Source organism: uncultured Turicimonas sp. (genome assembly GCF_902477955.1).
Taxonomy (GTDB): domain Bacteria; phylum Pseudomonadota; class Gammaproteobacteria; order Burkholderiales; family Burkholderiaceae_F; genus Turicimonas.
The window spans coordinates 18,453-41,440 of record NZ_CABSJB010000018.1 but is presented as its reverse complement, the minus strand read 5'-3'; the positions used below and the strand labels follow the sequence as shown (position 1 = coordinate 41,440).

Annotated in this window: 19 protein-coding genes; 6 read left to right on the top strand and 13 right to left on the bottom strand. The window is 42.7% G+C overall.

From position 1 onward, the window contains the following. Positions 1-30 precede the first annotated feature (30 nt). The 5 genes from RDK53_RS06780 to RDK53_RS06760 form a co-directional block, all read right to left on the bottom strand. On the bottom strand, positions 31-1,443 hold the full coding sequence (locus RDK53_RS06780; RefSeq protein WP_308513869.1) for a flavocytochrome c: 1,413 nt from the start codon (positions 1,441-1,443) through the stop codon (positions 31-33). Beyond that, complete coding sequence (locus RDK53_RS06775; protein ID WP_308513868.1) at positions 1,440-2,072, bottom strand: response regulator; 633 nt, start codon at positions 2,070-2,072, stop codon at positions 1,440-1,442. Before RDK53_RS06775 ends, RDK53_RS06780 begins: the two co-directional genes overlap by 4 nt. Next, complete coding sequence (locus tag RDK53_RS06770) at positions 2,059-2,793, bottom strand: HAMP domain-containing sensor histidine kinase (protein ID WP_308513867.1); 735 nt, start codon at positions 2,791-2,793, stop codon at positions 2,059-2,061. The genes RDK53_RS06775 and RDK53_RS06770 overlap by 14 nt, the downstream gene beginning before the upstream one ends. Positions 2,794-2,797: 4 nt before the next feature. Next, complete coding sequence (locus tag RDK53_RS06765; protein WP_308513866.1) at positions 2,798-3,862, bottom strand: PhnD/SsuA/transferrin family substrate-binding protein; 1,065 nt, start codon at positions 3,860-3,862, stop codon at positions 2,798-2,800. Positions 3,863-4,365: 503 nt separating this feature from the next. Next, entirely contained in the window at positions 4,366-4,875 is a 510-nt protein-coding gene (locus RDK53_RS06760) for a DUF4760 domain-containing protein (protein WP_308513865.1), read from the bottom strand. A 1,101-nt stretch (positions 4,876-5,976) separates the two neighbouring features. Here RDK53_RS06760 and RDK53_RS06755 point away from each other — a divergent pair. The 4 genes from RDK53_RS06755 (at position 5,977) to RDK53_RS06740 (ending at position 11,416) form a co-directional block, all read left to right on the top strand. Further along, the gene (locus tag RDK53_RS06755) at positions 5,977-7,773 is read left to right on the top strand and encodes an ATP-binding protein (protein WP_308513864.1); all 1,797 of its coding nucleotides are present in this window, start codon (positions 5,977-5,979) and stop codon (positions 7,771-7,773) included. 2 nt (positions 7,774-7,775) lie between these two features. Then, positions 7,776-8,390 (top strand): response regulator transcription factor, encoded by a 615-nt coding sequence (locus RDK53_RS06750; RefSeq protein ID WP_374041575.1) that lies wholly within the window; start codon positions 7,776-7,778, stop codon positions 8,388-8,390. Further along, entirely contained in the window at positions 8,387-9,832 is a 1,446-nt protein-coding gene (locus RDK53_RS06745; RefSeq protein ID WP_308513862.1) for a flavocytochrome c, read from the top strand. Before RDK53_RS06750 ends, RDK53_RS06745 begins: the two co-directional genes overlap by 4 nt. Positions 9,833-9,928: 96 nt before the next feature. Further along, positions 9,929-11,416: a flavocytochrome c gene (locus RDK53_RS06740; protein ID WP_308513861.1), complete on the top strand. Its 1,488-nt coding sequence runs from the start codon at positions 9,929-9,931 to the stop codon at positions 11,414-11,416. Positions 11,417-11,692: 276 nt separating this feature from the next. Here the strand turns inward: RDK53_RS06740 and RDK53_RS06735 are convergent, their stop codons facing one another. The 6 genes from RDK53_RS06735 to argH form a co-directional block, all read right to left on the bottom strand. Further along, positions 11,693-12,421: a hypothetical protein gene (locus RDK53_RS06735; RefSeq protein WP_308513860.1), complete on the bottom strand. Its 729-nt coding sequence runs from the start codon at positions 12,419-12,421 to the stop codon at positions 11,693-11,695. Next, positions 12,402-13,835 (bottom strand): AAA family ATPase, encoded by a 1,434-nt coding sequence (locus tag RDK53_RS06730; protein WP_308513859.1) that lies wholly within the window; start codon positions 13,833-13,835, stop codon positions 12,402-12,404. Before RDK53_RS06730 ends, RDK53_RS06735 begins: the two co-directional genes overlap by 20 nt. 418 nt (positions 13,836-14,253) lie before the next feature. Next, positions 14,254-14,913, bottom strand: a complete 660-nt coding sequence (locus RDK53_RS06725) for an FCD domain-containing protein (protein ID WP_308513858.1) — start codon at positions 14,911-14,913, stop codon at positions 14,254-14,256. A gap of 81 nt (positions 14,914-14,994) precedes the next feature. Next, complete coding sequence (locus RDK53_RS06720; RefSeq protein WP_236578456.1) at positions 14,995-16,323, bottom strand: anaerobic C4-dicarboxylate transporter family protein; 1,329 nt, start codon at positions 16,321-16,323, stop codon at positions 14,995-14,997. A gap of 7 nt (positions 16,324-16,330) precedes the next feature. Then, entirely contained in the window at positions 16,331-17,260 is a 930-nt protein-coding gene (locus RDK53_RS06715; protein ID WP_308513857.1) for a DMT family transporter, read from the bottom strand. A gap of 51 nt (positions 17,261-17,311) precedes the next feature. Beyond that, complete coding sequence (argH, locus tag RDK53_RS06710) at positions 17,312-18,709, bottom strand: argininosuccinate lyase (protein ID WP_308513856.1); 1,398 nt, start codon at positions 18,707-18,709, stop codon at positions 17,312-17,314. Positions 18,710-19,250: 541 nt separating this feature from the next. Here argH and rfbB point away from each other — a divergent pair. Together rfbB and rfbC are read left to right on the top strand one after the other, a co-directional pair. Further along, positions 19,251-20,336 (top strand): dTDP-glucose 4,6-dehydratase, encoded by a 1,086-nt coding sequence (gene rfbB, locus RDK53_RS06705; protein WP_308513855.1) that lies wholly within the window; start codon positions 19,251-19,253, stop codon positions 20,334-20,336. Between the two features lie 15 nt (positions 20,337-20,351). After that, positions 20,352-20,888, top strand: a complete 537-nt coding sequence (rfbC, locus tag RDK53_RS06700; protein WP_308513854.1) for a dTDP-4-dehydrorhamnose 3,5-epimerase — start codon at positions 20,352-20,354, stop codon at positions 20,886-20,888. Between the two features lie 85 nt (positions 20,889-20,973). Here rfbC and RDK53_RS06695 read toward each other — a convergent pair whose 3' ends face one another. Together RDK53_RS06695 and RDK53_RS06690 are read right to left on the bottom strand one after the other, a co-directional pair. After that, entirely contained in the window at positions 20,974-22,503 is a 1,530-nt protein-coding gene (locus RDK53_RS06695) for a tripartite tricarboxylate transporter permease (protein ID WP_308513853.1), read from the bottom strand. Between the two features lie 9 nt (positions 22,504-22,512). Then, positions 22,513-22,971, bottom strand: a complete 459-nt coding sequence (locus RDK53_RS06690) for a tripartite tricarboxylate transporter TctB family protein (RefSeq protein ID WP_308513852.1) — start codon at positions 22,969-22,971, stop codon at positions 22,513-22,515. Between the last annotated feature and the right edge of the window lie 17 nt (positions 22,972-22,988).

The window sequence follows — 22,988 nt, the reverse complement described above, 5'->3', positions numbered from 1 at the left end:
TTGACACCTCATGTGGTATTGATTTTTGAATTAGTTTGTGCTAACAGCTGATTCTGCTGCGATCATCCCGTAAGTTAATGCATCACAAATGCCATTGCCGCCGATGCGATTGTTCCCGTGAATTCCTCCGGTGCATTCTCCTGCCGCATAAAGGCCTGGAATAATCTCCCCTTGTGCGTCAAGGCATTGAGCCTTCGAATTGATTTTCAGGCCGCCCATGGTGTAATGAATAGACATGGAGGTTCGAGCGGCCCAGAAAGGCGGTTGGATAATCGGATGATTGACGGTGCCTTCAATAGTTTTATTGTAGGCGTTGACTGCGTTTTTTAGATTGTTCCCGGGAACGCCCATTTTTAAAGCCAGCTCGTCAAGAGTTTCACCTTTAAAGGCGTCTCCTGTTTCAATTCCTCGAATGGCATCCCTCCTCATCAGAAGGTCGTAGGATTCAAAACCATCGTTGTCGATGACGGAAAAACACATTTTTCCGGGCTGGGCGAGCACCGCTTCTTTAAGAAGATCTCGCCTGGCTCCTTCATCAGTAAATCGATTTCCTTCGGAGTTGACTAGGATGAAGCGGGAGACATCATTGTGAAATCGAACTCTGATTTTTCCTGTCGGATGTACGCCCGGAAGGCATTGAATGTTTTCCATCTGAATGAGTTTGCACCCGACGTCCTCGGCCGCTAATAAAAGTTCTCCCGTTGAGCCGGGACCTGTGTTATGAGTCAAGTTTGATAGGCGAGGGTCGTATTTTTCGACAAGAGCAGGATTGGAGCCGAATCCCCCTCCGGCGAGAATGATCGCATCCTTGATTCGAAGATTTACAGGTTTGTTATTCGCATCAATATATTGCAGTCCTGATATTCTTCCGGTTTTATCGCGGATAAGAGCCGTTAGTTGACAATTTTTCCTAATTTCTGCGCCCCGTTCCATGGCTTTTTCACTGAGGACATTGATGTAGCCTATTCCGTTTGGAAGGCTTGGAATATGACACCTTGGAAAGTGAGAACCATAGATTTCAATGACGGCATTTTGAAATTGAACGCCTTGTGACTCGATCCACTTCAACATTCTCGGAGCGTTTCTAACTAGAGTACGGATAAGCTCCGGATCACCTTGGCAGTCACCTTTAATGTAGATGTCCTGAAAGTGTTTTTCCTCACTGTCGTGAATATGAAGAGGCGTCTGTCTTTTGGGATCAACTACCCCCAGGTAGCCGCCGCTAATTAAGGTATTGCCACCGATTTTGCTTTGCTTTTCCAGGACAATGATTTTCCCTTTGTATAGTTCGGAGGCACGGGCAGCCGCTGCAAGTCCTGCTCCTCCGGCACCGACAATGACGATGCCTGCTTCTTCCGTTCTACTGAAGAAAGATCCAAAGGAAGGAGTGGGGAGGAAAGGCGAGGCAACCCCTAGTGCGTAAAGAAACTTTCTTCTAATCATTTCACAGAGTCCTTTCCGATTTCCCTTAAAAAGTCAGTGAGCTCAACAATAGTTCGAACTCGGAGCTTTTCTAAGATGGAAGAGCGGTATTTCTTTACCGAATTCTCAGAAATCTCTAAATCGATGGCAATGACTTTATTAGCCGTGCCGTTGGCAACCAGCGGAGCAATCTCTTTTTCTCGTTCGGTCAATAGTGCATACAGTTCCAACATATTGTCACGCTCGATATTCTTTTGTCGGGAAAGAATATTCTTCTCAACTGCATTCTTGACAGCTTCCTGAAGTCTTTCGTCATTAGCCGGCTTAACTAAAAAATCTACTGCTCCTTTCTTTAAGGCGGATACCGCCATATCAACATCGCCGTGGCCGGTTAAGAATATGATCGGCAGATCAATATTTTTTTCCATCATTAATGACTGAAGTTCCATTCCGTTGAGTCCGGGCATACGGATATCCAAAATGATGCATCCAGGTCTTTCAGAGTCATCTTTGGAGAGAAATTCTTCAGCAGAAAGGTATTGTGCGGTTTGCCAGCCCTCCATTCTCAACAGAAAGCTTTCGCTTCCTAAGACCATTTCATCATCGTCGATAAGACGGATTAACGGTGTGAGCTTTTTATAGGTTTTCATTTTTTTGCTCCGGAAAAGTTATAGAGATCTGAAGGCCTTGAGGTTCAAGCTGTTCAAAATCGATTTTGGCTCGATATTTTTCAGCGATGGCCAAGATGATGCTGAGACCTAGGCCAAGTCCGTCAGGTTTTACGGATTCTTGGAGAGCAGATTTCATTTTTTCTAATTTCTCGGAGGAGATTCGAGGACCGTTATCCTTAACCGAAAGGATAGCTTGAGTCTCTGACTCTTCAATGGCGCAAATAATGCTTCCGTTCTTGCCTAATGGCTCTACAGCTTCGGCAGCATTCTTAAGAAGATTGAATATCAGTAATTCAATCTCCAAAGGATCAGCTTCGATCTCTGGATTTGAATTTAGATCAGCGAAAATCTGAAGCTGACTCGGTGCAAAAGCCTTGATGGAATCAATCGCTCTTTGGGCGCAATCTTTGAGAGAAATAACAGAAAGCGGATCTTTTGAGGATTTGCTGTAGCTTCTGACTTTTTCAACTATATCTCCCGCCCGTCTAATACCTCGGTCTATTTCTCTGACTGCCTCGTGAAGAATTTCATCCGAATTGTTGGTCTTGCTTAGATATTTTGAGAGACCTTTGGCGTAGTTGGCAACTGAAGAAATAGGCTGTTTAAGTTCATGAGCAAGAACTGAAGAGATTTGAGAGACCATGCCTCTTTTCTCTAATTGCGTTAATCTTTTCAGCCGTTTCTTAGCAATTTCTGACATGGCATCACGCTGAGAAATGGCAGTGCGAAGTTCTTCCGTGCGTTTGAACACCAATTGGTTGACGCGAATAATATGAAAAAAGAACCCCGCAGACAAGCAGAAATGCCAGAAAGAGCTCTTTTTGAAAGCGTTTAGCCAAGGACAGCAACGAGACTTCTTTGTCTGTGTAAGGTCCGAGTTTTAAATCTTCGAATAGCTTTTGAACGCTGAGAAAGTCACTGGCAATGCTCCAATCGGATTTGGTTAATTCTTTCGGCATTGTTAGAAGCGAGATCGTGAGCTCTCTTACTATCTCTGAGTCTGCCTTCGGAAAAGATGAAAAGACAACGTCTGGAAATAATTCTGTAGAGGTTTTGCAAGCAAAATCTGTTGGTTTGAGTCCTATTAACTTGAAGTTGTCTGGATTGATACGTCGATTCTTTGTCAATTGCTCAAATTCGCAGGTCGGGATAATAGCGATATCGGCCTTGTGGCTTAACAGATAACTTAATGGTCCCGGAGAGCCGTAATTAGTAAAAGTAATCTCGGAAAAGAACTTTTCTTTGTTAAAGCCATGAGAGGTGATCTCATGAAGTCCGCTGAGCCAACCGGCTAAAGCTGAACTTTCATAGGCAACCGCTTTTCTTCCCAAGAGAGAACCGATATCATTTCCGGGAAAGTTTTTGGCAGTAACAAAAAGAGATCCGACGGAACGTGAAGGATTCTGAGAAAGCTCCGGTTTTCGAGTCACGATTTGTCTTAAGCCTGATGGAAGCATGTGAGCTGCAAAGAATCCGCTGGGCGAAAAAAGAAAATCGAATTGCTTTTTGTTTAATTCTTCGGATGAAATATTGAGGTTAATTTCTTCAGTGGAAAATTGAATTTCCGGATATTTTTCCCTCAAATACTCCATCGTTGGACCCAGGCAATCCAAATAGAAGTAAGGATCTTCTAGTTGGACAACACCTATTCTGACGTGCTTTTTATCCACAGAACCGGATGAGTGAGCTTCAGGGCAGCTCAAGACAGCGCTGCAGAGAAGCGTTGCGGCAAAATACATCAGTTTTCTCAGAAAAGCTCCTGGAAGCATTTTTGTAGTCTACGGATTTAAGTCTAGGGATTTGTGGTTAAGCCTATGACTATAAGTGTAGTGGAGGTTCCATAAACAGATATAGCCGTATTGGAATAATTCCGTAGAGGTAGGGAGATTTTTCGGAAATCAATTGATTGGTGCGATTTTCTCGTTTGGTAACCATATTGATTTCTTTTACTTATATTATTCGCTTACGAATAAAAAAAGATTGCTTTTGAATGTACCATTCAAAAAGTTAGCATTTGTGCCAATTTTTTGGACGGTCGGCGCTCGTCACGACATACCTAAGAATTTTGCTTGTTAATACAAAGAAAAAACTTCCTTGACTTAGCCTCGTTAGGAAGTTCTCGGACTAGGTGTGCTGTTAGGCGTCTAAACTCTAAACTGATATCAGTCGCAGAAGAATAAGCTCAGTAAAAAATACAAGACACTAAAAGATTTGGTAATTTTTTGCTTCTCGGTAGTAGGATGGGCAGGAGTGCCAAAAATCTGTGTCTTGCTTAATGAATCTGTTTGATCGGAGATTTTTCCCATTTGTGAGCCAAGTGCTCGATGTCCTGAAAAACGGTGTTTCGCCCACTCACGCGTCTTAGTTCGTGAATAAAGCCAGCAGTGGCATTCCATATTTTCAATAGATTGCTGCACTGAAGCTGTTTGTATACTTTTTCATCAAAGGCGCCCAATCTAATTCCAACCGCAATAAATTCCAAATTATTTAGAACATTTAAAATTGCGGTTCTATTTCGAACGAAAGACTCAGTGCTATCCTTTTGGAGACACGCGAACTTACTTAATGTATTGTCGTTCTCCTCAGCCAAAGAGAAAACCAACTGGGTATCTTTGACAAGATTTTCATTGTTTTTCTGTTGAATGATTAGATCGATAAGTGCTCGTTTTCTCGCCAATTTTCCGTTGTGGATTATTAAGTAAACGGCGGCAGCGGCCGAGATAAGAATGGCCCCCGTTTGAAGTAGGGGGCCATATTGAGTGGTGAATTCAGCGCAAAGCATTTATTGTCGTCGTCCTTCGGCTGATCGTTTTACCAATCCCAGCCTTCTCTAAGTTTCATAGTAGTCTCCTTATGGGAAGAATTCTAAGATAACAATGATTACTTAAGAATAAGTGAAAATACTTCTTCCCGGCAACACAAAGATACTATCTTGGGAGGCTATCAGGGCGCACCTGAACAGATCGAAATCAGAGTTTTCTTCTTCTGCTTACCACTCCATCATCTCAGGCAACTTTGATAAGACCGTTATGTTTTCCGGCAATTAATTGGTTCAAGTAAGTGTCTCGCTTGATAATCATCACCATCGCCCCTCTCATCTTTAGCCTTACTATACGGTAAATGAAAGATAGTTGAAAATGCGTCATTCCAAAAAAATGGCATTTTTGCCAGTTTTTTGGAATAAATAAAATATTTAAAATCATGAAATTATAAAAACTATTCCAAAAAGTTGTCATTTTTTCCAACTTTTTGGAATGAATTTTTACAGGAAAGCGCTAAAAAATTTTGCTGGTTAATCTCGAAAATCTTTATCAAAAAGACAGGCGGTTATTTGATTTCGCTGAAGCGTTTTGGAATAAATCTTGTTCGTTTTTCCATTGATTAGGTTCTCAATTCTAGAGCGTCTCGAGAAGATGGAGCTTTCCTCTTTGAGAATGAGTTCCCAGAAGCTCTGAAATTTCTTCTATAAAAGAATTTTCATCCAAAGTTAACCAATTTTTCTTTTATAAAAGAAAAATTAACCATGTTCATCGCAATATTTCACAGCGACTTCAATTCTTTTTCCAATTCTGATTTCCTAATGGCTGAATAGGCTTCAGGAAGTAATAGAGTTCCTATTCCTTGGTAGAAACCTTTCTACAGATCAATCCCCCTCTCTTCACTAATGAAAAAACTTTGGATGAGATTAGGGTTTTGATGCTCAATTTTTTTCTATACGTTTCTTTCAAGCGGGAGGAGATGTAATCTCCTTGCTTGTATGCCATCTTAAAAACCAAGGATTCCTAGCAGCTGATTGTTTTTTGACGAGTGAAGGATCGTTACAATAAGCTCAATACTCAAACCAAAATTCCTTAATCCAACCTTGCGTTCTCATACTATCGGGATGTCAAACAAAAATAGAGCACCAAAAGGAACATCTCACTGGAAGCAGCTCATTGTTTCCTTGCTTTTGTCGTTTTTTATTTGTCCGGCAAACGCAGTTACAGTAGATGCACAAGTAGTAGATGAGGATAAAAGTATCGTCGAGACGATTGCGACGACCTTAGACCATTTACGGGATGAAATTTCTCAGGAGTATTTTGAATTAAGTTATCTGAGCCGAGAGGAGTTGATTGCGAGGAAGGATAATCCGGCTTTCTTTTTTATAACCGATGCTGCTACTTTTGCGTCTTTGATTGACTATGGAGCCTGGGCCGTAGGGGCAATGAAAAATCCTCTTGCTATAGATTCTTCTCATACAAGCGGGGCGGCTTTTGTTACGCGAAAGGATCGTTCTGATATAACTTCTTTAATGGACATCAAGGATAAAACGATAATAGGAATGTCCCAAGCAGCCTCTTTAAGCACTCTCATAGGATTAAAAGAGCTTCAAAGATTGTTTGGATCCTCTTTTAGCCCAAATGATGTTAAATACACTGGCGCACCGGTTGAAAAAGTTATTCATCAAATAATTGCCGGGAAAGGCGATGTCGGAATAGTTGATGCCTGCCTTCTGGAAAGAATGGAGAAAGATGGAAACATTCCCCAAGGAGCCTTAAAAGTTATTAGCCCGAAAGACAGTAAAGACCTTCAGTGCAAACATTCAACTGAGCTGTATCCCGGATGGGTACTCGCAGCGTCAAAGCCTTCTAAGCTTTTAACCGCAAAAGAAAGAGACTTAATTCTTCAAGTCACTTCGGCTCTCCAAACTGTTCCCAAGCTTCCGGGCTTAATGGAGTGGACGGAACCCGCTGATAATTCGGTTGTCATGACTCTGCTAAGTGATGTTGAAGAACAAAACAAAGGCCGAGAGTACTGGAAAAATTTTTTGAGAAAGTATTTCCCTTGGTTTATAGGGTTTGTGGGTTTCCTGTTTCTTATGCTTGCCCATACTTTATATGTTTCTTGGTTAGTGAGAAAAAGAACTTCCCAATTAACCGCTTCTATGAAAAAAGCTAATGAGTTACAGCAGAAAGTAAATTCGGAGCAAGAAAAAATTTCGTCGATGGAACGTGCGGGCATTGCCGCCCAGCTCTCAAGCCTTATTGCTCATGAACTGCAGCAGCCCCTGAATGCCATTACAAACTTTTCCCGCGGTTTGCGTATCAGGGAGGAAAGAGGGAATCTCAGGGAAGACGTGCTCAGAGAGACTCTCATTAAAATAACCGAACAAAGCGAGACAGCGGCCAAAATTGTTGGCAAAGTAAGAAACTATGCTAAACAAAGACAAAGTGAACACAAGGTTCTGGGAATCCTTTCTCTGCTAAAAGCTTCCATAGAAAAATTCCAACAAATCAAAGGAAAAGAAGTTCCAATTGTGCTTTCCGGGAAAGAAGAGTACCTGGTGGAAGCCGATGCTATGGAACTGGATTTAGTTTTCTATAACTTGCTAAAAAATGCCTGGGAGGCATGTAAGGATCAGGATGTGCCTCAAATCAATATCAATGTTTCAGCCTCAGGCCGGAATGTCTTTATTCGCTTTACTGATAACGGCCCTAGAGTAAATCAGGGCCTGGTAGAGTCCATGTTTGTTCCGGGAATTTCTACGAAATCAGATGGGTTGGGTTTGGGCTTGTCTATATGCAGAGGACTAGCGGAAGCCCATGGCGGAAACCTTAAAGCTTTTCTAGATGAAGAAAATCGCCTCGTGATGGAGTTGGAGCTTCCTAAAATTTCGGAAAACAAAGAGAGAGGAGAATGACCTTGGGAGAATGTATATACATCGTCGATGATAATGAGATGACCTCACAATCCTTGGCTTTCTTTTGCGAATCTTTGGGATATGAAACCAAAGTTTGGAATGACCCTGAAGAATTCATGGAGGCGTACCCGACTTTGGATAAGGTAGGCTGCATTGTTTTAGACGTACGTATGCCTAAAAAAAACGGGTTGGAGGTATTCGCTGAGCTAAAGGAACAAAAAAATAAATTGCCCGTGATTTTTCTTACCGGTCATGGAGAGGTTCGGATGGCTGTTCATGCCTTGAAAGAAGGAGCATTTGATTTCTTATTAAAGTCGCCGGAAGAAAAAGAGTTGATTGACGTTATAGAAAGAGCTTTGCGCCTGTCCTTGGATTTAAAGTTCAGAGACGACCAAATGGCCTACGATAAACGCAGGTTTGACTCGTTAACAGAAAGAGAAAAAGATGTCGTGCTACTTGTCGGCAAAGGAATGATGAATAAGAATATTGCGGATGCTCTTCAAATATCTGAAAAAACAGTTCAGCAGCACAGGGGGTCGGCTTGCCGAAAGTTAAACCTGATAAATGCCGTTGAGATAGCTGATTTTTTAAGAAAATTAAAAGGAAATCAACGATGATGTTTTCCAGAAAGGATTTCCTTAAGAGGTTGCTTCTTCTGATGGCCTTTCCGTTGCTTAGCTCTGCTGCCAAGGCCGAAAATCAACACAACCCCCGGGAAGAAGATTTTGACGTCATCGTTATTGGTTCGGGGGCAGCTGGTTTGACTGCGGCTATTTTTGCGGCAAAGAAAGGAGCCCGAGTCGCAGTTCTAGAAAAAATGGCCGTTATAGGAGGAAATACTTTAATCTCAAGCGGAATTTTGAATGCCCCTGATCCCGAGCGTCAAAAGAAGCAAGGGATTTCGGATTCGGAAGAGCTGTTTTACGAACAGTCTCTACAAGCGGGTCAAAATAAATCAGATCCCGAACTATTAAAGACCCTTGTTCAGAATGCCAAGCCGACGCTTGATTGGCTGGAAAGCATAGGCGTTAAATTTAAAAAGAGAGTTTTTCAGGTTTACGGCGGCCTTTGGCCAAGAAGTCATTATCCGTCTATTTCTCACGGAAGAGGATACGTTGCAGCTCTTTCTGAAGAATGCCGGAAACTAAACATTCCTATCATTACCAATGCACAAGTGACGGAGATAGTAAAGGACGGCGAGAAAGTGGTAGGTGTAAAAACGCTCCATAAAGGAAAAGAAGAGACCTTCTTTGCAAAGAAGGCCGTAATTATTGCAAGCGGAGGTTTTACTGCCAATCTTGAGATGTGTTCTGCATTAGATCCTAGATTGGCAGGCATGAAATACACAGGAAGTCCGAGTGCTACGGGAGAAATTCTGAAAATCGCGCAGCAAGCCGGAGCAAAGTTAGCCGGACTTGAGGATATTCAATGTAATTTAGGTCCCGACATCGGATACGTACATCGGTCTGGTTTTCATTTGGACGTTACCAGACATATTCTCGTCAACAACCAGGGAAACCGATTCGTGGCGGAGGACGATACTCGAGATCACATAAGAGACGCTGTACTCAGTCAACCCGATAAGGTGGTTTTTTCCGTTGTGGATAAAGAGGGTTTCCAAAACTTAAGTTCTTTATTTCAACAGGCAGGTATCCTGGGCGAAAGGGAAGGTGAGCATTTTTCCGCAAGTACTCTAGAGGAATTAGCTCAAAAAATGAAAGTGCCGGTTGATAATCTTTTGAAGTCAGTTCGGCTATACAACGAAGCTGTTGATACTAAAAAGGATGCCTTTGGAAGAGAGAGCTGGATGTTGGTACAAAAGATTCAGAATCCTCCTTTTTATGCTGCTAGGGTCAAGATGGCAGTTCACTACACCATGGGAGGAATAGTTATCAATCCTCAGGCCCAAGTGTTAGATGTTTCTAACCATCCGATTCCGGGATTGTATGCGGCGGGAGAAGCAACCACCGGAGTGCATGGCACTAATAGAGTAGGAGGAAACGGGTTGCTCGATGCTTTCGTCTTTGGAAAAATTGCCGGTGAAATGGCTTCACGATAATAACCATCCGATGTTCATCTGATATGGAGGAAAACCCGCTCTAGTTATCATTCTTGTAACAAGTCCGTTTTATTGAACCTCAAAAAAGGAGATGTTATGAGTAAGTTAACTCTTTCAAGACGCGGTTTGCTTTCTGCTGGTGTAGTGCTTTCCGTTTCTCCGATTGTTTCCGGTGCAAATGCTCAAGAAAAGAAAACAGGTCTGGTGCCTGAAAAGTGGGATTTGACAACCGAGGTTTTGGTTGTTGGCTCCGGTGGTGCCGGATTAGCTTCCGCAGTTTCAGCTGCTGAAGCCGGGGCCAAAGTAACAGTCATAGAAAAATTAGCCTTTGTTGGCGGTAATACTATGATTTCCAGCGGTTACTTCAATGCTGTTGACCCGGAACGCCAGAAGAAACAAGGCATTGAAGATAGCATTGAAAAACATATTCAGCAGACTTTGGCTGGCGGCGATGGAAGGGCGGATCCTGAATTAGTCAGAATTCTCTGTACGAATGCACTTGGAACATTGCATTGGCTAGAAGGAATGGGACTCAAATTCCGTCCGGACGTGATGCAAGTTTATGGAGCACTTTGGCCGCGCTCACATTTGGCAACTGAACCTAAAGGAACTGGCTTTATTCGTGTTCTCTCTGATAAGTGCAAGGCCCTTGGCGTTGACATTCTTACCGGAACCAAATTAGAAAAGATCATCCGTGAAAACTTTGATGAAGGCAGAGCTCTGGGTGTTCTTGCAATAAGAAATGGTAAACCTTTCTACATCAGAGCTACTAAAGGCATCGTTTTGGCAGCCGGCGGGTTCGCTGCAAATCCAAAACTTCGTGCATTGCATGATCCACGCATGTTAACGTTGACTACAACTAATAATAGTGCCTGTTCAACCGGAGAAGTGATGCTGGCCGCTAACGAGGCGGGAGCCTACCTCCTTGGTTTGGACTACATCCAGTGCAACCCTGGCTGCCCTCCGGGACATACTTCTCGTCAGGCTCTCCATCTTGACGTAGCTCGCTATATTTTCGTGGATAAAAGAGGTAAGAGATTTGTCTCCGAAGATGCCCGCAGAGATGTCCTTCGTGATGCCATTCTTAATCTTCCGGAAAAATTCGGCTATGCCATTGTCGATAATGACGGATTCAATAGCTACAACCAAATTGTTCGTGATGATGCAATGAAAGGTCTTAAGACCGGCGATGCTTTCACGGCTGATACTTTGGATGAACTGGCTAGGAAGATGGATGTTCCTGCAGATCAGCTCAAGAAGACAGTGGCTGAATACAATGCCATGGTGGATAAGCAGAAGGATCCTGACTTCGGAAAAGCTCCTAGAAATTTGACGCATAAGATTGAAAAGGCTCCTTATTGGGCAGCATTGTCCAGTATGGCGGTTCACCATACTATGGGCGGTGTGAGAATCGATCCGGAAACTAGAGTGCTTGATAGACAAGGCAATGTAATACCTGGTCTTTATGCTGCCGGTGAAATTACGGGCGGGATCCACGGAACCAATCGCCTTGGCGGAAATGCTATCGCTGATATCTTTACTTTCGGAAGAATTGCAGGAAATTCTGCAGCAAAACAAAAGTAATTAATTTTTAAGCAAAAACACAGGGTTGCCCGAAAGATGGGTAACCCTCTTGTTATTTATAGCTTGCAATTTTTAACATATTCGTCTTATCTGCTTAGAGGTGTCGATAAGACGCTATTATTCACGTTCCATATTCAGAGAAGATGGAAGTCTCGAATGGCCTGGGCTGATTTGTTTTTTACTTTGTCAAAGCCAAAGGTTGTTGCGTAGCCCTTTCTTTGTCAAACCTGTTCTGAAGGTCATTTTCTGTCTAATCCGAGGGGAAAATGTGTCAACTTACTTTTCTTTTGCCGGCAAAAGAAGTGCCAATAGCCGTTCTTGCTCTATGAACAAATTTGAATTAGCTTTCAATGAGTTGTTGTCTGCCTCTAAAAACTCGCTCACTTCTTTCTCTGAGTTATTAATTAGTTCTGCCGCCTTTCTAAAGTATTGAAGTTTCGGTTCTGGATCCTTCTGAAATTCTTGATAGTAGGTCAGTGCTAAGGACTCCTTCTCGTAGTCGGTACAATTATCTATTCGTCCATGCAGAAAGTGTTCAAGGTTTCTTGAAAAAAAGATTACGCTAAAGCAAACTCCACCTATCGATTTAGATTTGAATAATCTTATTAAGTTTGCTTTTTTTCTCTGATTTCTTGCGATTATCGAAGCACGAACAGGACATACGATCGAGTGTTCTGTGTAGGCTACGTCCTGGACAGAGGAATCTTCTAAAACTACTTTTTCATCTACGAAACAGCCGTCAAGATCCGTAACTAACACTACAGCGAAGATATCCTTTTTTTTCAAATGATAAGTTTTTATCCACTTTTCCGTGAAATCCCATACCCTTTTGAGAATGTTCCCTGAGTTAGAGAAGGATTCTGAGGTTAGATCCCCATGTTTCTGAATAAATTGAACATTATAATTTTTGAAAAGTTCTTTAAATACTTCAGACAAGGCACTCTCGTCTGAAGGTCCCTCCACAATTACAAATAATATTTTCTTTTTAGGTTGTCGAGTCTTCATAATCAATCCTTCCAGCTAATTTTAGGGCAACCGAAATATCAGAATTATTAGTACGCTGGTAAAGTGGTTTATCCTGAAGACCCACCATAATTTCTCTATAGAAGAGGTCTCGGAGATTGTTTGTTTTCTGAACCCCGTTATAGTGCACAAATCTATGATTAGGATCCGTCGACGAAAAAACAATAGACTTATGAGAGAGCATTTCTAAGGGCCTGAGATTGTGACAAGTAAAAATTAGCTGCCCCTTTCCACCATCTTGAATTAAAAACAATAATTCACCTAATAGGTACTCAAAGATTCCGGAGTCAATCTCATCTATAGCAACTGTTATGCCTTTCCGGTTATAGACTAAGATGAGGAGCTGAAGAATAGAAATAATCTTTCTAATTCCCTCAGACTCATATTTCAAGGGAAATTTCTTCCCTCCTCTTAAAGAACTCAGATAGACAGCACGGACTTCTTCTCCTTTTTCGTTCACATCTGTTCCTTTTTCTTCTAGCCTGAGTTCCATTCCGGGAATTAACTGAGTAAGGACAAGGTTAAGTTGTGAAACTAACTTTCTAAGGATCGGCAAAGCAGTTCCGGGGACTTTCTTATACTCTCCCAAGTCAAAAGAAAACATCCCATAGTTCAACTCTTTTTTATGGTGAAGGTTAAAGGGGACAGGAAGAAGACCAAGAGTGTTCAATGCTGATTCTCTTGTTGTTACGACAAATAAATTTTGGATGGCATAGCTTTGAAGAACTTTGATTATTAGGAAGACAAGTTTCGAATCCTCTTCTTCAAATTCATTAAGAAAAGTCAAGAACTTTGAGGAAAAAAGATATGACATGGACTTGTCGTAAGTCTTTTCTCTTTCAATGATTAAAGGAGCAGTTTGCGGACCTTCTGTTTTCTTAAGAAGTTTAGGGAAATATTTTTTCGGTGTTGCGGAAAGTAACGTATTAGGGTCTCGAGAAATTGTGATAGTCAGAGCAGTTTTGCCTGCACGTGGAATTTTTAAATACTCATCGATGATATTGGGAACTGAGATAGTCTGAATATCATTTTTTTCAGTAAAAATTTCCTCCTGAGCTTGCGAGAGCTTGAACCCATAAAAAACAGAGTATGAAAGGTCACCAGATTCTTTGCTTTGGAGTTCTAATTCAAAGACAAATTCGGCATTTTCTTTATCCTTGTAAATTTTTTCAGCAAAATCTCTTTTTATTCTCAGAGACATCATAAGAGATTTTAAGATTTCTAGTGACTCAATGACGCCAGTCTTTCCTGTCCCGTTTTGTCCGAAGATGCCCAAAAGTTCAGCCGCCCCTGGTCGATTCCCTGTCTTGAGAGAAAGTTCTCCTTCTTCGATGTTCTTAAAGTTTTTAATAGATATCTTTTTTATGGAGACATCAAATTCGCGCTCGATAATCATGATAACTCACTAACAAAACATATATTTTCTAAGGATTATTTATATTTATTAAGTAATTTTACTTTTTTTATTGTTGAAAATAAATATTTAATATGTTTAATTGCGAATTTGTTGCAGATGAAGTCGTGTTTGTTTCATTGAAATGCTTTGGGACGTAAGAAGGAGAGGTTAGAAAAGTTCTTGCAAATGCTCGTTTCTTTGACTCTTACTAAAAAGAGGTGATGTTTGGGTAAAAAGGTGGCTTCCTTGGAGTACCATTTTTATACTCTGGAACAAAAGGAGTATGGAAATGTCACCAGCGGCTCATTTACATATTCTTATCAGATCCGGTAGCTGATATAAAGTTCGTAAAAATTAATTCAATGATTTAACTAAAGGTCAGAGTGCATCTTTGGACCGGCCTTTTTCCTTGAAGGTCTCAAAGAGAGGAAGGTTTTCCTTCAATCATAGTTTTGAGAATTTTGCGAGACTCCTCAACACTCTTTTTATTAAGGGCTGCTAGCAGTGAGTCGCAAAGTTCAGCCCGTTTTTCGTAGTACTCTTTGGGCAAATCTCTAATTAAGTGTTGAGTTGACTGGAAGTAGGTTCGTACTACGCCTGCGAAGACTTCCATGACACGGTTGCCGCAGCTTCTTAGCATTAACAGATGAAATTCCATTAGGTAGGCGTCAGCTTTTGTAGGTTCTGAAGCATGCGTTCTGATACTCTGGGCTAAAGATCTCATCTGTGCTTGTATTGCTGGCGTGAGTCTTTGAATAACAAAGGGAATTACCGAAAGTTCGATCATAAGTCGTGCTTCGTTGAACTCCAATTCATCGAATCCTGCGAGTTTCAGTTGCTCCAGAATATTTTGCGTCATGTCATGTGTGGCTTGACGTTTGAAGAAAGTTCCTCGTTTTTTTTGCCGATCCAGCACTCCCATTTGAACCAGTAGATCGAGTGCTTGTCTGGTTTTATAACGCGTAAGGCCAAGCGCTTCTATAAGTTCATCCTCTCCGGCAACTTTGTCTCCCGGTTCAGGATGATTCCGAAAAAGATAACTCTGGACTTTTAAGAATTCTTCTGATGTAGTTGTCAAGGGCATCGCTTTCTCCTTGTTCGTATTCTAAACACGAAAAAGGACCGACGCTTTATGCCGTCGGTCCTGAATTCGTTTTTCTTAGAAAACAAATTTAGCGATGACGTAGCCAATCACCAACTGACTTAAAGTTGTAACAATGCCTGGAAGCATGTAGCTGTGGTTGAATACGAATTTGCCGATTTGTGTGGTTCCGGTTCTGTCAAAGGCTACGCAGCCGATAATTGCGCCGCCGGCAGGAATGACAAAGTATCCGCTTACCGCCGGGAACATCCAGACCAAATCAGCAGGAGCAATTCCTAGACCGATACCCATAGGAACTAATGCTGTTACCGTGGCTCCCTGAGAGAAGAGAACGCCGGAAAGAATGAAAAGAGCGACTGCGAAGAGGATAGGCGCAGAGGCAATCATGTTCCCGAACTCGGAGACAAACATCGGTTTATAGAAATTAAAGAATGTCGCTGTCAGCCAAGACACACCATAAACCGCAACCATACCGATCAAACCGGATCTGAAAACGGAACCGTCAGCCAGTTTCTTAGGTTCAACGTTAGCAATGACCATGATGAGACCTGCACAGCAGAGCATCACGATTTGAACCATGTTAGGAATGGAGAGTCTGGACACTTTACCTGCGGTTTCCCAGGAAGGAAGCAAATTTGGGAAAGAACCGAAGAAGACAACGGCCAAGATGCCCAATGCGAATACTACGACACCGCGTTTTGCGTTGGGAGAAAAGCTCTTGCTGTCAGTGCTGATTTCTTTATCCTGGAACTCACCGCTCATTACTCGGCGTTGGAATTCAGGATCATCGGCTAATTCTTTGCCTTTCTTAAACATGAATGCACAGCCGATTAATACTCCGATTAAGCAGGCTGGGATGGAAACGGCAAAAATTTGAAGCGGTGTAACTCCTTTAACTGCTAAGAGAGCAATCATGGCGCCGGTAGCGGCAGACATCGGAGATCCTGTGATGCCGGATTGTGCTCCGATGACTGACATGGTTAATGGCCGCTCCGGTCTTACTCTAGCACCGATTGCAACTTCCGCGATGACCGGGTAAACGGAGAAAGCAACGTAGGCTGTTCCGCAGAAAAGAGTAAACAGGTAGCATACCAACGGTCCCATGAAGGTAATGTTCTTTGGATTTCGCCTCAGAAGTTTTTCTGCAATACTGACTAGAAAATCCAGACCACCGGAACCTTGCAGAATTGAAGCACAGGTAATGACGGCAGTGATGATTAACAATACGCTGACCGGTGGCGCACCCGGCTTCATTCCGAATACGAAAACTAATACGGCAAGGCCGATGCCGCCGCCTGCACCCAGACCGGCTCCGCCCCATTTGGCACCAATGAAGATGGCGATAATGACGACGGCTAGTTCCATCCAAAACATCATGTCCATCATGCTTCTCCTATAAAGAGGTTTTGAGATTAAAAGTGTTGAAAAGTTCTTTCCTGTTCGGGATCACAATGCCCATGATTAGCAGAATCATTCCAACGATTCTGAAAGTTGGTATTTGCTCGCCAAGCAGCAAAGCGGCAAAACTAATTGTGAAAATAGGTTCAAACGAGCAGAAGATTCCGGCCTGAGTTGCTCCTAGAAGCTGTACCGCTCTGGAAACAAAAATGGTCGAAAAGACTGTTGAAATGAGTCCGTATCCTCCGGTTACTGCGAGTTGGGTTCCGTTGAAATCCAAAATGTTGAGAGGATTGTGGAAGAAGGAAAGACCGATTGTTGCAAATAAAAGAGTTAGAAAAGTAATTTGATATGCGGAAACATTGACTGCCAGCTGCTGAAGAGACAGCAAGTAAACTGCATACATCACTGTCGATAGGAAGCCTAAAGCTAACGCTGTCAGCGTGATGTTCAATTCAAAAGCATCTGAAAAAATACAAATACAAGCCAGTAGGATAAAGATGATGGAAATCAGTTGGCTGGCTTGAATTTGCTTGTGAAAAACCACGCTGTTTACGCCAAGAATGATCAGCGGATAAACGTAAGTTATCAAGCTCATCATGGAGGCTGGAATGTCTTTCAGCGCGTAAACATAGAGAAGGTTTAGAGGCAGAAGAATGCCTAGTCCGATGAAGAGGGAGCTCTTAACTAACGATCTGCTGAAGCGGAAGAACCCTGGCTGAAGTAACGGACCTATCAACGCAAGAGCAATAACTGCAAAGATGAAACGGCCATGCAGTATTTCTATACCTTGAAGGTGAGAAGCATACCCAAGTTTTGCAAACACAGGATTAAGGCCGTAAGTTATTGCACTTAGCAATGAAAAAAGAATGCCTGCTCCAATGGTGTTGGAAGTTGTGTTCCGTACGTTGAATTGCTTTCTCATGGTCTTTACCAGAACTAAGACAAGAGTTCTTCCACTAGATGATTTAGAGGTTTATCCGAGTTTTTGATGGGCTTTATCCAAGAATTCTTCGGCATGTTCGAGCTGGACTTTGACAGCTTCCGGCGAAGTTCCTCCGTAGGATTTGCGGGCGCCGACGGAATGCTCTAAAGAAATTTCCTTAAAGATATCGTCAGTAAACAAATCGGATTGCTGCTGGAACTCTTCCAATGTTAAGTCATCGAAAGTTTTATCTTTTTCAACGCAATATCTAACAGTTTGACCGACTACTCGATGAGCATCTCTGAAAGGCATGCCTTTCTTAACCAAATAATCAGCCATGTCCGTAGCGGTAGAGAATCCATGAGAAGCGGCTTGATAAGTGCGTTTGGCATTGATCTTCATCTTACGGATCATCGGAGCCATTACTTTCATGGTGTCCTGCCACAAATCGATGGTTTCGTAAGACAAGAACTTGTCTTCCTGCATGTCTTTGTCATAGGCAAGCGGAATGCCTTTCATCATGGTCAGCATTGCTTGGAGATAACCGTACATACGGCCGGTTCTTCCCTTGATGAGCTCGGCATAGTCACAATTCTTTTTCTGTGGCATGATGGAAGAGCCGGTTGTGAAATCATCAGAAAGTTCAATGAACTTATATTCTTGACTGGCAAAAATGATAATTTCTTCGCATAGGCGCGACATATGCATGTAACTCAATGCAGCGATAGAAGCAAATTCAATGCAATAATCTCTGTCGGCCACGGTATCGATGCTGTTTTCGGTGGGTTTTTCAAATCCTAATTGTTTCGCTGTCGACCAACGATCGATAGGAAAATCTGTTCCGGCCAAAGCGGCTGCGCCTAAAGGACATTCCACTAAGCGGTCTAAAAAGCTTTGAAGTCTGTCAAAGTCACGCTTGAACATCCAAAAATATGCCATCAGCCAATGGCTGGTTAACACAGGTTGTGCAACTTGAAGATGAGTAAATCCAGGCTGAATAGTTCCGAAATTTTTCTCGGCTTGTTCATAAAGGCTTTTCTGAATTTCCAGCAAGAGTTTCTGGCATTCTTTTGCAGCATCACGGAAGTAGAGGTAGCTGTCCACACAGCATTGATCGTTTCTGCTTCTGCCGGTATGAAGCCTTCCTCCGGCTGGACCAATCAACTCAGTCAGTCTCTTTTCAATTGCCATATGAACATCTTCGTCTTCAGCATTGAATTGGAACTTTCCTTCTTTAATCTCTTGGCCGACTTGGAGGAGACCGGCTTTAATTTTCTCAACATCTTCTTGAGCAATAATGCCTTTTTCGCCAAGCATCGTTACGTGAGCAAGGCTTCCTTGGATATCATATGGACAGAGTCTGGTTTCAACTTTAATAACGGCACCAAACTCTTCGACAAATTTTGCTGGGACTTCGGAAAATCTTCCACCCCACATCTTGTTAGACATAACAGTCCTCCTGAGTAAATTAAAAAGTTTCCAATTCAAAGAAAACTAACGGCATAAGAAAAGTTTAAAAGGTTGAATTTATCGATAAATCTGTTATTTTCCTGTAGGGTATTTGAAGAGATCTTTTATTAGGTTTTGAGATAACCTTTTGAATATATTTATACCTATTTATTTATAAAGAGTGATAATTTATCGATAAATACGTAAAACAAACGGCACTATCAGACGGCGAGACGACATTTCAACTCTTTAGGAAAATTTTTTCTTTTTTGAGGTCCCGTTTTATGGAGCCTCGATAGGCTCAAGCAATGAGGTAAGTGGGAACTGAATTAGATGACTAAGCGGTTAGTTTTTGCATTGTCATTGTTAGGATTCATGATTCTTTAAAGATTTACCAAAGGAAAAGCATTTTTCTTCTTATGTATTTGACTGAACCGGAGGTTTGTAGGATAAATACGGTTTGGATGAAAGCAGTCAGAGTCTGCACAGCGGATGCTTTCGTACAAGGAAAACATTGCATGCGGAAAGGAACGTTGAATAAATGAGTCGGAACATACTAGTGACCGGAGGAGCTGGATTTATCGGCTCTTGCTTTGTTGTGCAACAGGTCGAAGCAGGAAATAACGTTCTGGTTCTGGATAAACTAACCTATGCCGGTCATCTGGTCAATTTAGAACCCTGTCTACATTCTTCAAAGTTTTCTTTTGCTCATGGCGATATTGGAGACGCAGAGTTGGTCGCTCGTTGTCTCAAAGAATTCCGTCCGGATGCAATCGTGAACTTTGCAGCGGAAAGCCATGTTGATCGTTCAATTCACAGTGCCGAAGATTTTGTTAGAACCAACGTCTTGGGAACGGAACAGCTTCTTAGAACTACAAAAGATTGGTGGCAGGAACTGGAACGGGAAGCTAAGAAAAAATTTCGATTCCTTCATATTTCTACCGATGAGGTCTACGGCTCGCTCGATAAAAATTCGGCTCCTTTCACCGAAAACTCTCCCTATGCTCCGAATAGCCCTTATTCCGCCTCCAAAGCTTCATCTGACTTCTTCGTGAGGTCCTATTTCAAAACATATGGACTTCCAACGTTAATTTCGAATTGTTCAAATAATTATGGGCCCAGACAGTATCCGGAAAAACTAATTCCGTTAATGGTCTTGAATGCTGTTTCAAATAAGCCGCTGCCAATTTATGGAACCGGCTTAAATATTCGGGATTGGATTTACGTTGAAGATCATTGCGAGGCTTTAGACCTGATCTTATCTAAAGGAAGGATAGGCGAGTCTTATAACATTGGAGGTGAATGCGAAAAATCAAACCTTGAGATCGTTCATTCCCTCTGCGAAATTCTCGATGAAGTGATGCCAAAGCCCGATGGAACCTCATACAGCAGACAGATAAAGTTTGTCGCCGACAGACCCGGACATGATTTTAGATATGCCATTGATTCAACCAAGGTAAAAAAGGAACTTGGTTGGACTCCTAGACACTCTTTCTCGGAAGCTTTGAGAAATACCGTTCTGTGGTATCTCAATAATTCTGAATGGACAAAACAGGTTATGGATGAAGAATATCGCAAATGGCTTCATCAGCAATATCAAGGTTTAGATGCTGCAAAATCTCTCTAACAAAAGGACTTATAAATGCGGGTTGAAGAATTTCCTATCAAAGGCGTACTGAAGCTGACTCCAAAAGTCTACAAAGACAACCGCGGTCTTTTTCTGGAGACTTGGCAAAAGAAAAGATACGAAGAATTCGGCGTTCTAACAGAATTTGTTCAAGATAATCTTTCTATTTCTTCCAAGAATGTACTAAGAGGTTTGCATTTCCAGAAAGAACATCCGCAAGGCAAACTGATTACTCTGCTCAAAGGAAAAATTTTCGACGTAGTTGTTGATATTCGCAAAGGTTCTCCGACTTTCGGGCAGTGGGCTGGTACCTACCTTTCAGCAGACAATTTCGAACAGCTTTGGATTCCGCCCGGGCTAGCGCACGGATTTCTTGTTTGCTCTGACGAAGCGCTGTTTAACTACAAATGCACCGAATACTACTATCCGCAGGATGAAAAAACGATTCTCTGGAATGACCCAGCATTAGGGATTGAGTGGCCCTTGTCGGCTTCACCGACTTTGAGTGCTAAAGATGGGTGCGGATTATCTTTTGAGAGCGCCACTGAGTAAAGAAGAAGGAGGAGGCAAAAGTCGGGGAAGCGCCTCCTCCCGTAGTACAAATGAAATTCAGACTTTCTACTAAAGATTCAATTAGTTAAACAGCCTCTGCCAGCGTCTCTTTAGTTGCGGCAGCTTTAACAGACTTTCTTCTTTTCAACACAGAATGCATAACGGAATACAGAATCAAGCCGATCATGATGAGGCAGATTGGACTTGTCATGATGCCTGTTGTTAATCTGAAGACGTCGCCTTGAACAAGAGCCAAAGCTCTTGCCAGTTCGCTCTCAGCCATTGTGCCGAGAACAAGTCCCAGAACTAGCGGCTCACGGGGCAAATTAAAGTACTTCATGAAGTTGCCCAAGGCACCGAACGCAATCATGACCCAAACTTCCACCATGGAACCGTTGACGGCATAAGAGCCGATAACCGACAAGCCGATGACCAAAGCGGCCATGATTTCTTTGGGCATTTGAAGCAGCTTCACGCAGTATTTGGCACAGAAAATGCCGATTGGTATGAAGGCAATGTTGGCAATGAATAAACTGAAAATAAAGCTGTAGACGATTTCCGAATTATCTGCAAATAAGCTCGGTCCCGGCTGAATTCCATGAATCATCAGACCCGAGATTAATACGGCAGAAACAGCATTGCCGGGAATGCCTAAAGTAAAGGCCGGAACTAAAGAGCCACCGACAACAGCGTTATTAGAGACTTCGGAGGCAATCACACCCTCAGGACAACCATTCCCGAATTCTTCCGGTTTTTTGGAGCTTTTTCTGGCATCGTCATAGGCGATAAACGATGCAATCGATTGACCTGCACCCGGAACAATTCCAATGATGATGCCGATAATAGAGGCTCTGAAAGTCAGCATTTTATAGTGCAGAAGCTCTTTCATCGAAGAACATATCCCCGATACTTCTACTTTGCCGCTTGAAGCGGCGGCTCCTTTTTCTTTGAGCATGCTGACGACTTCCGGAAGAGAATACAAACCGATAAGAGCCGTCACCAAAGACAGCCCGTTAAACAGTTCCGGTAAATCAAAAGTAAATCGAGCTTCTCCGGTAATCGGATGCATGCCGACAATAGAAAGGAGTAAACCGAAAATACCTGCAATAACGCCTTTGATTAAATTCTTTTCAGAAAGAGTCGCAATAATGGCCACGCCGAAGAGCGCCATGACAAAGTATTCTTGCGGTCCGAACTCTAAAGCCAGAATGGCTAAAGGAGGAGCAAGAAAAAGAAGAGCAAAGACGGAAATCAAACCGCCAACCGCTGATCCGATAGTCGAAAGAGCGATAGCTCTTGAGGCTTGACCCTTCTTGGTCATCGGATAGCCGTCAAGCAGCGTGCAGCAGTTCGAAGGGGTTCCGGGAATGTTCAGCAAAATGGCGCTGATGGAGCCGGCATAGCTCGATGAGGCATAAATGGCGCCCAACAAGGCTAAGCCCATGGCAGGATTCATGCCGAACGTAAACGGAACTAGGAGCGCAACTCCCATCGTGCTGGTTAAGCCCGGCAAAGACCCGACAATGACACCGAGAACCGTGCCGACAAGAACCATGACCAGCATGCCCGGCTCAAAGGCCTGTCCCAAAGAAGAAGCAATGACAGAGAAATCCATGACGGCCTCCTACAGACCGAAGAGCTCGCCCATCGGAAGACGAGTTCCGAGCACAACCGAGAAAAACAGATAGACGATGCCCAGGAAAACGGCTGCTGCCAGCAAGTATTGTTTTGCGCTTTTCTTCCAGTAGCCGAATGTCAGCATAAAGACCAGAAGGAATAGACAGGTGGCCGGATAGTAGCCGATCCAAGGAATCGATAAGGTGTAAAGACTCACGAAAGCAAGAACGAGAAGAGGAAGAAAGCTTTTCTTCTCGAACTTGTCGGAAATCAAAGAAAGCTTGCTGAATAACGGAACAACTCGAACAAAGTTAATCGCGGAGAAGACCATGAACAGCCAGCCGAGAAATACCGGAAATTGTCGGGATTCCTGCTCGTAGCTGTATGCCTGCCACAGAACTAAACCGCCGGTTGCTAAAAGCAGAACCGCTAAAGTGCATTCTTTCTTGATTTCTTTTGCTTCCATGACTTCGTCTCACACCG

Excerpts from the sequence above, each read along its gene's own strand:
- RDK53_RS06745 (WP_308513862.1), top strand. The coding sequence starts at position 8,387 with ATGATGTTTTCCAGAAAGGATTTCCTTAAGAGGTTGCTTCTTCTGATG.
- RDK53_RS06765 (WP_308513866.1), bottom strand. The coding sequence starts at position 3,862 with ATGCTTCCAGGAGCTTTTCTGAGAAAACTGATGTATTTTGCCGCAACG.
- RDK53_RS06715 (WP_308513857.1), bottom strand. The coding sequence starts at position 17,260 with ATGAGAAAGCAATTCAACGTACGGAACACAACTTCCAACACCATTGGA.
- RDK53_RS06735 (WP_308513860.1), bottom strand. The coding sequence starts at position 12,421 with ATGAAGACTCGACAACCTAAAAAGAAAATATTATTTGTAATTGTGGAG.
- RDK53_RS06730 (WP_308513859.1), bottom strand. The coding sequence starts at position 13,835 with ATGATTATCGAGCGCGAATTTGATGTCTCCATAAAAAAGATATCTATT.
- RDK53_RS06755 (WP_308513864.1), top strand. The coding sequence starts at position 5,977 with ATGTCAAACAAAAATAGAGCACCAAAAGGAACATCTCACTGGAAGCAG.
- RDK53_RS06695 (WP_308513853.1), bottom strand. The coding sequence starts at position 22,503 with ATGGATTTCTCTGTCATTGCTTCTTCTTTGGGACAGGCCTTTGAGCCG.
- RDK53_RS06780 (WP_308513869.1), bottom strand. The coding sequence starts at position 1,443 with ATGATTAGAAGAAAGTTTCTTTACGCACTAGGGGTTGCCTCGCCTTTC.
- RDK53_RS06770 (WP_308513867.1), bottom strand. The coding sequence starts at position 2,793 with ATGTCAGAAATTGCTAAGAAACGGCTGAAAAGATTAACGCAATTAGAG.
- argH (WP_308513856.1), bottom strand. The coding sequence starts at position 18,709 with ATGTCTAACAAGATGTGGGGTGGAAGATTTTCCGAAGTCCCAGCAAAA.
- rfbB (WP_308513855.1), top strand. The coding sequence starts at position 19,251 with ATGAGTCGGAACATACTAGTGACCGGAGGAGCTGGATTTATCGGCTCT.
- RDK53_RS06720 (WP_236578456.1), bottom strand. The coding sequence starts at position 16,323 with ATGATGGACATGATGTTTTGGATGGAACTAGCCGTCGTCATTATCGCC.
- RDK53_RS06760 (WP_308513865.1), bottom strand. The coding sequence starts at position 4,875 with ATGCTTTGCGCTGAATTCACCACTCAATATGGCCCCCTACTTCAAACG.
- RDK53_RS06775 (WP_308513868.1), bottom strand. The coding sequence starts at position 2,072 with ATGAAAACCTATAAAAAGCTCACACCGTTAATCCGTCTTATCGACGAT.
- rfbC (WP_308513854.1), top strand. The coding sequence starts at position 20,352 with ATGCGGGTTGAAGAATTTCCTATCAAAGGCGTACTGAAGCTGACTCCA.
- RDK53_RS06740 (WP_308513861.1), top strand. The coding sequence starts at position 9,929 with ATGAGTAAGTTAACTCTTTCAAGACGCGGTTTGCTTTCTGCTGGTGTA.
- RDK53_RS06690 (WP_308513852.1), bottom strand. The coding sequence starts at position 22,971 with ATGGAAGCAAAAGAAATCAAGAAAGAATGCACTTTAGCGGTTCTGCTT.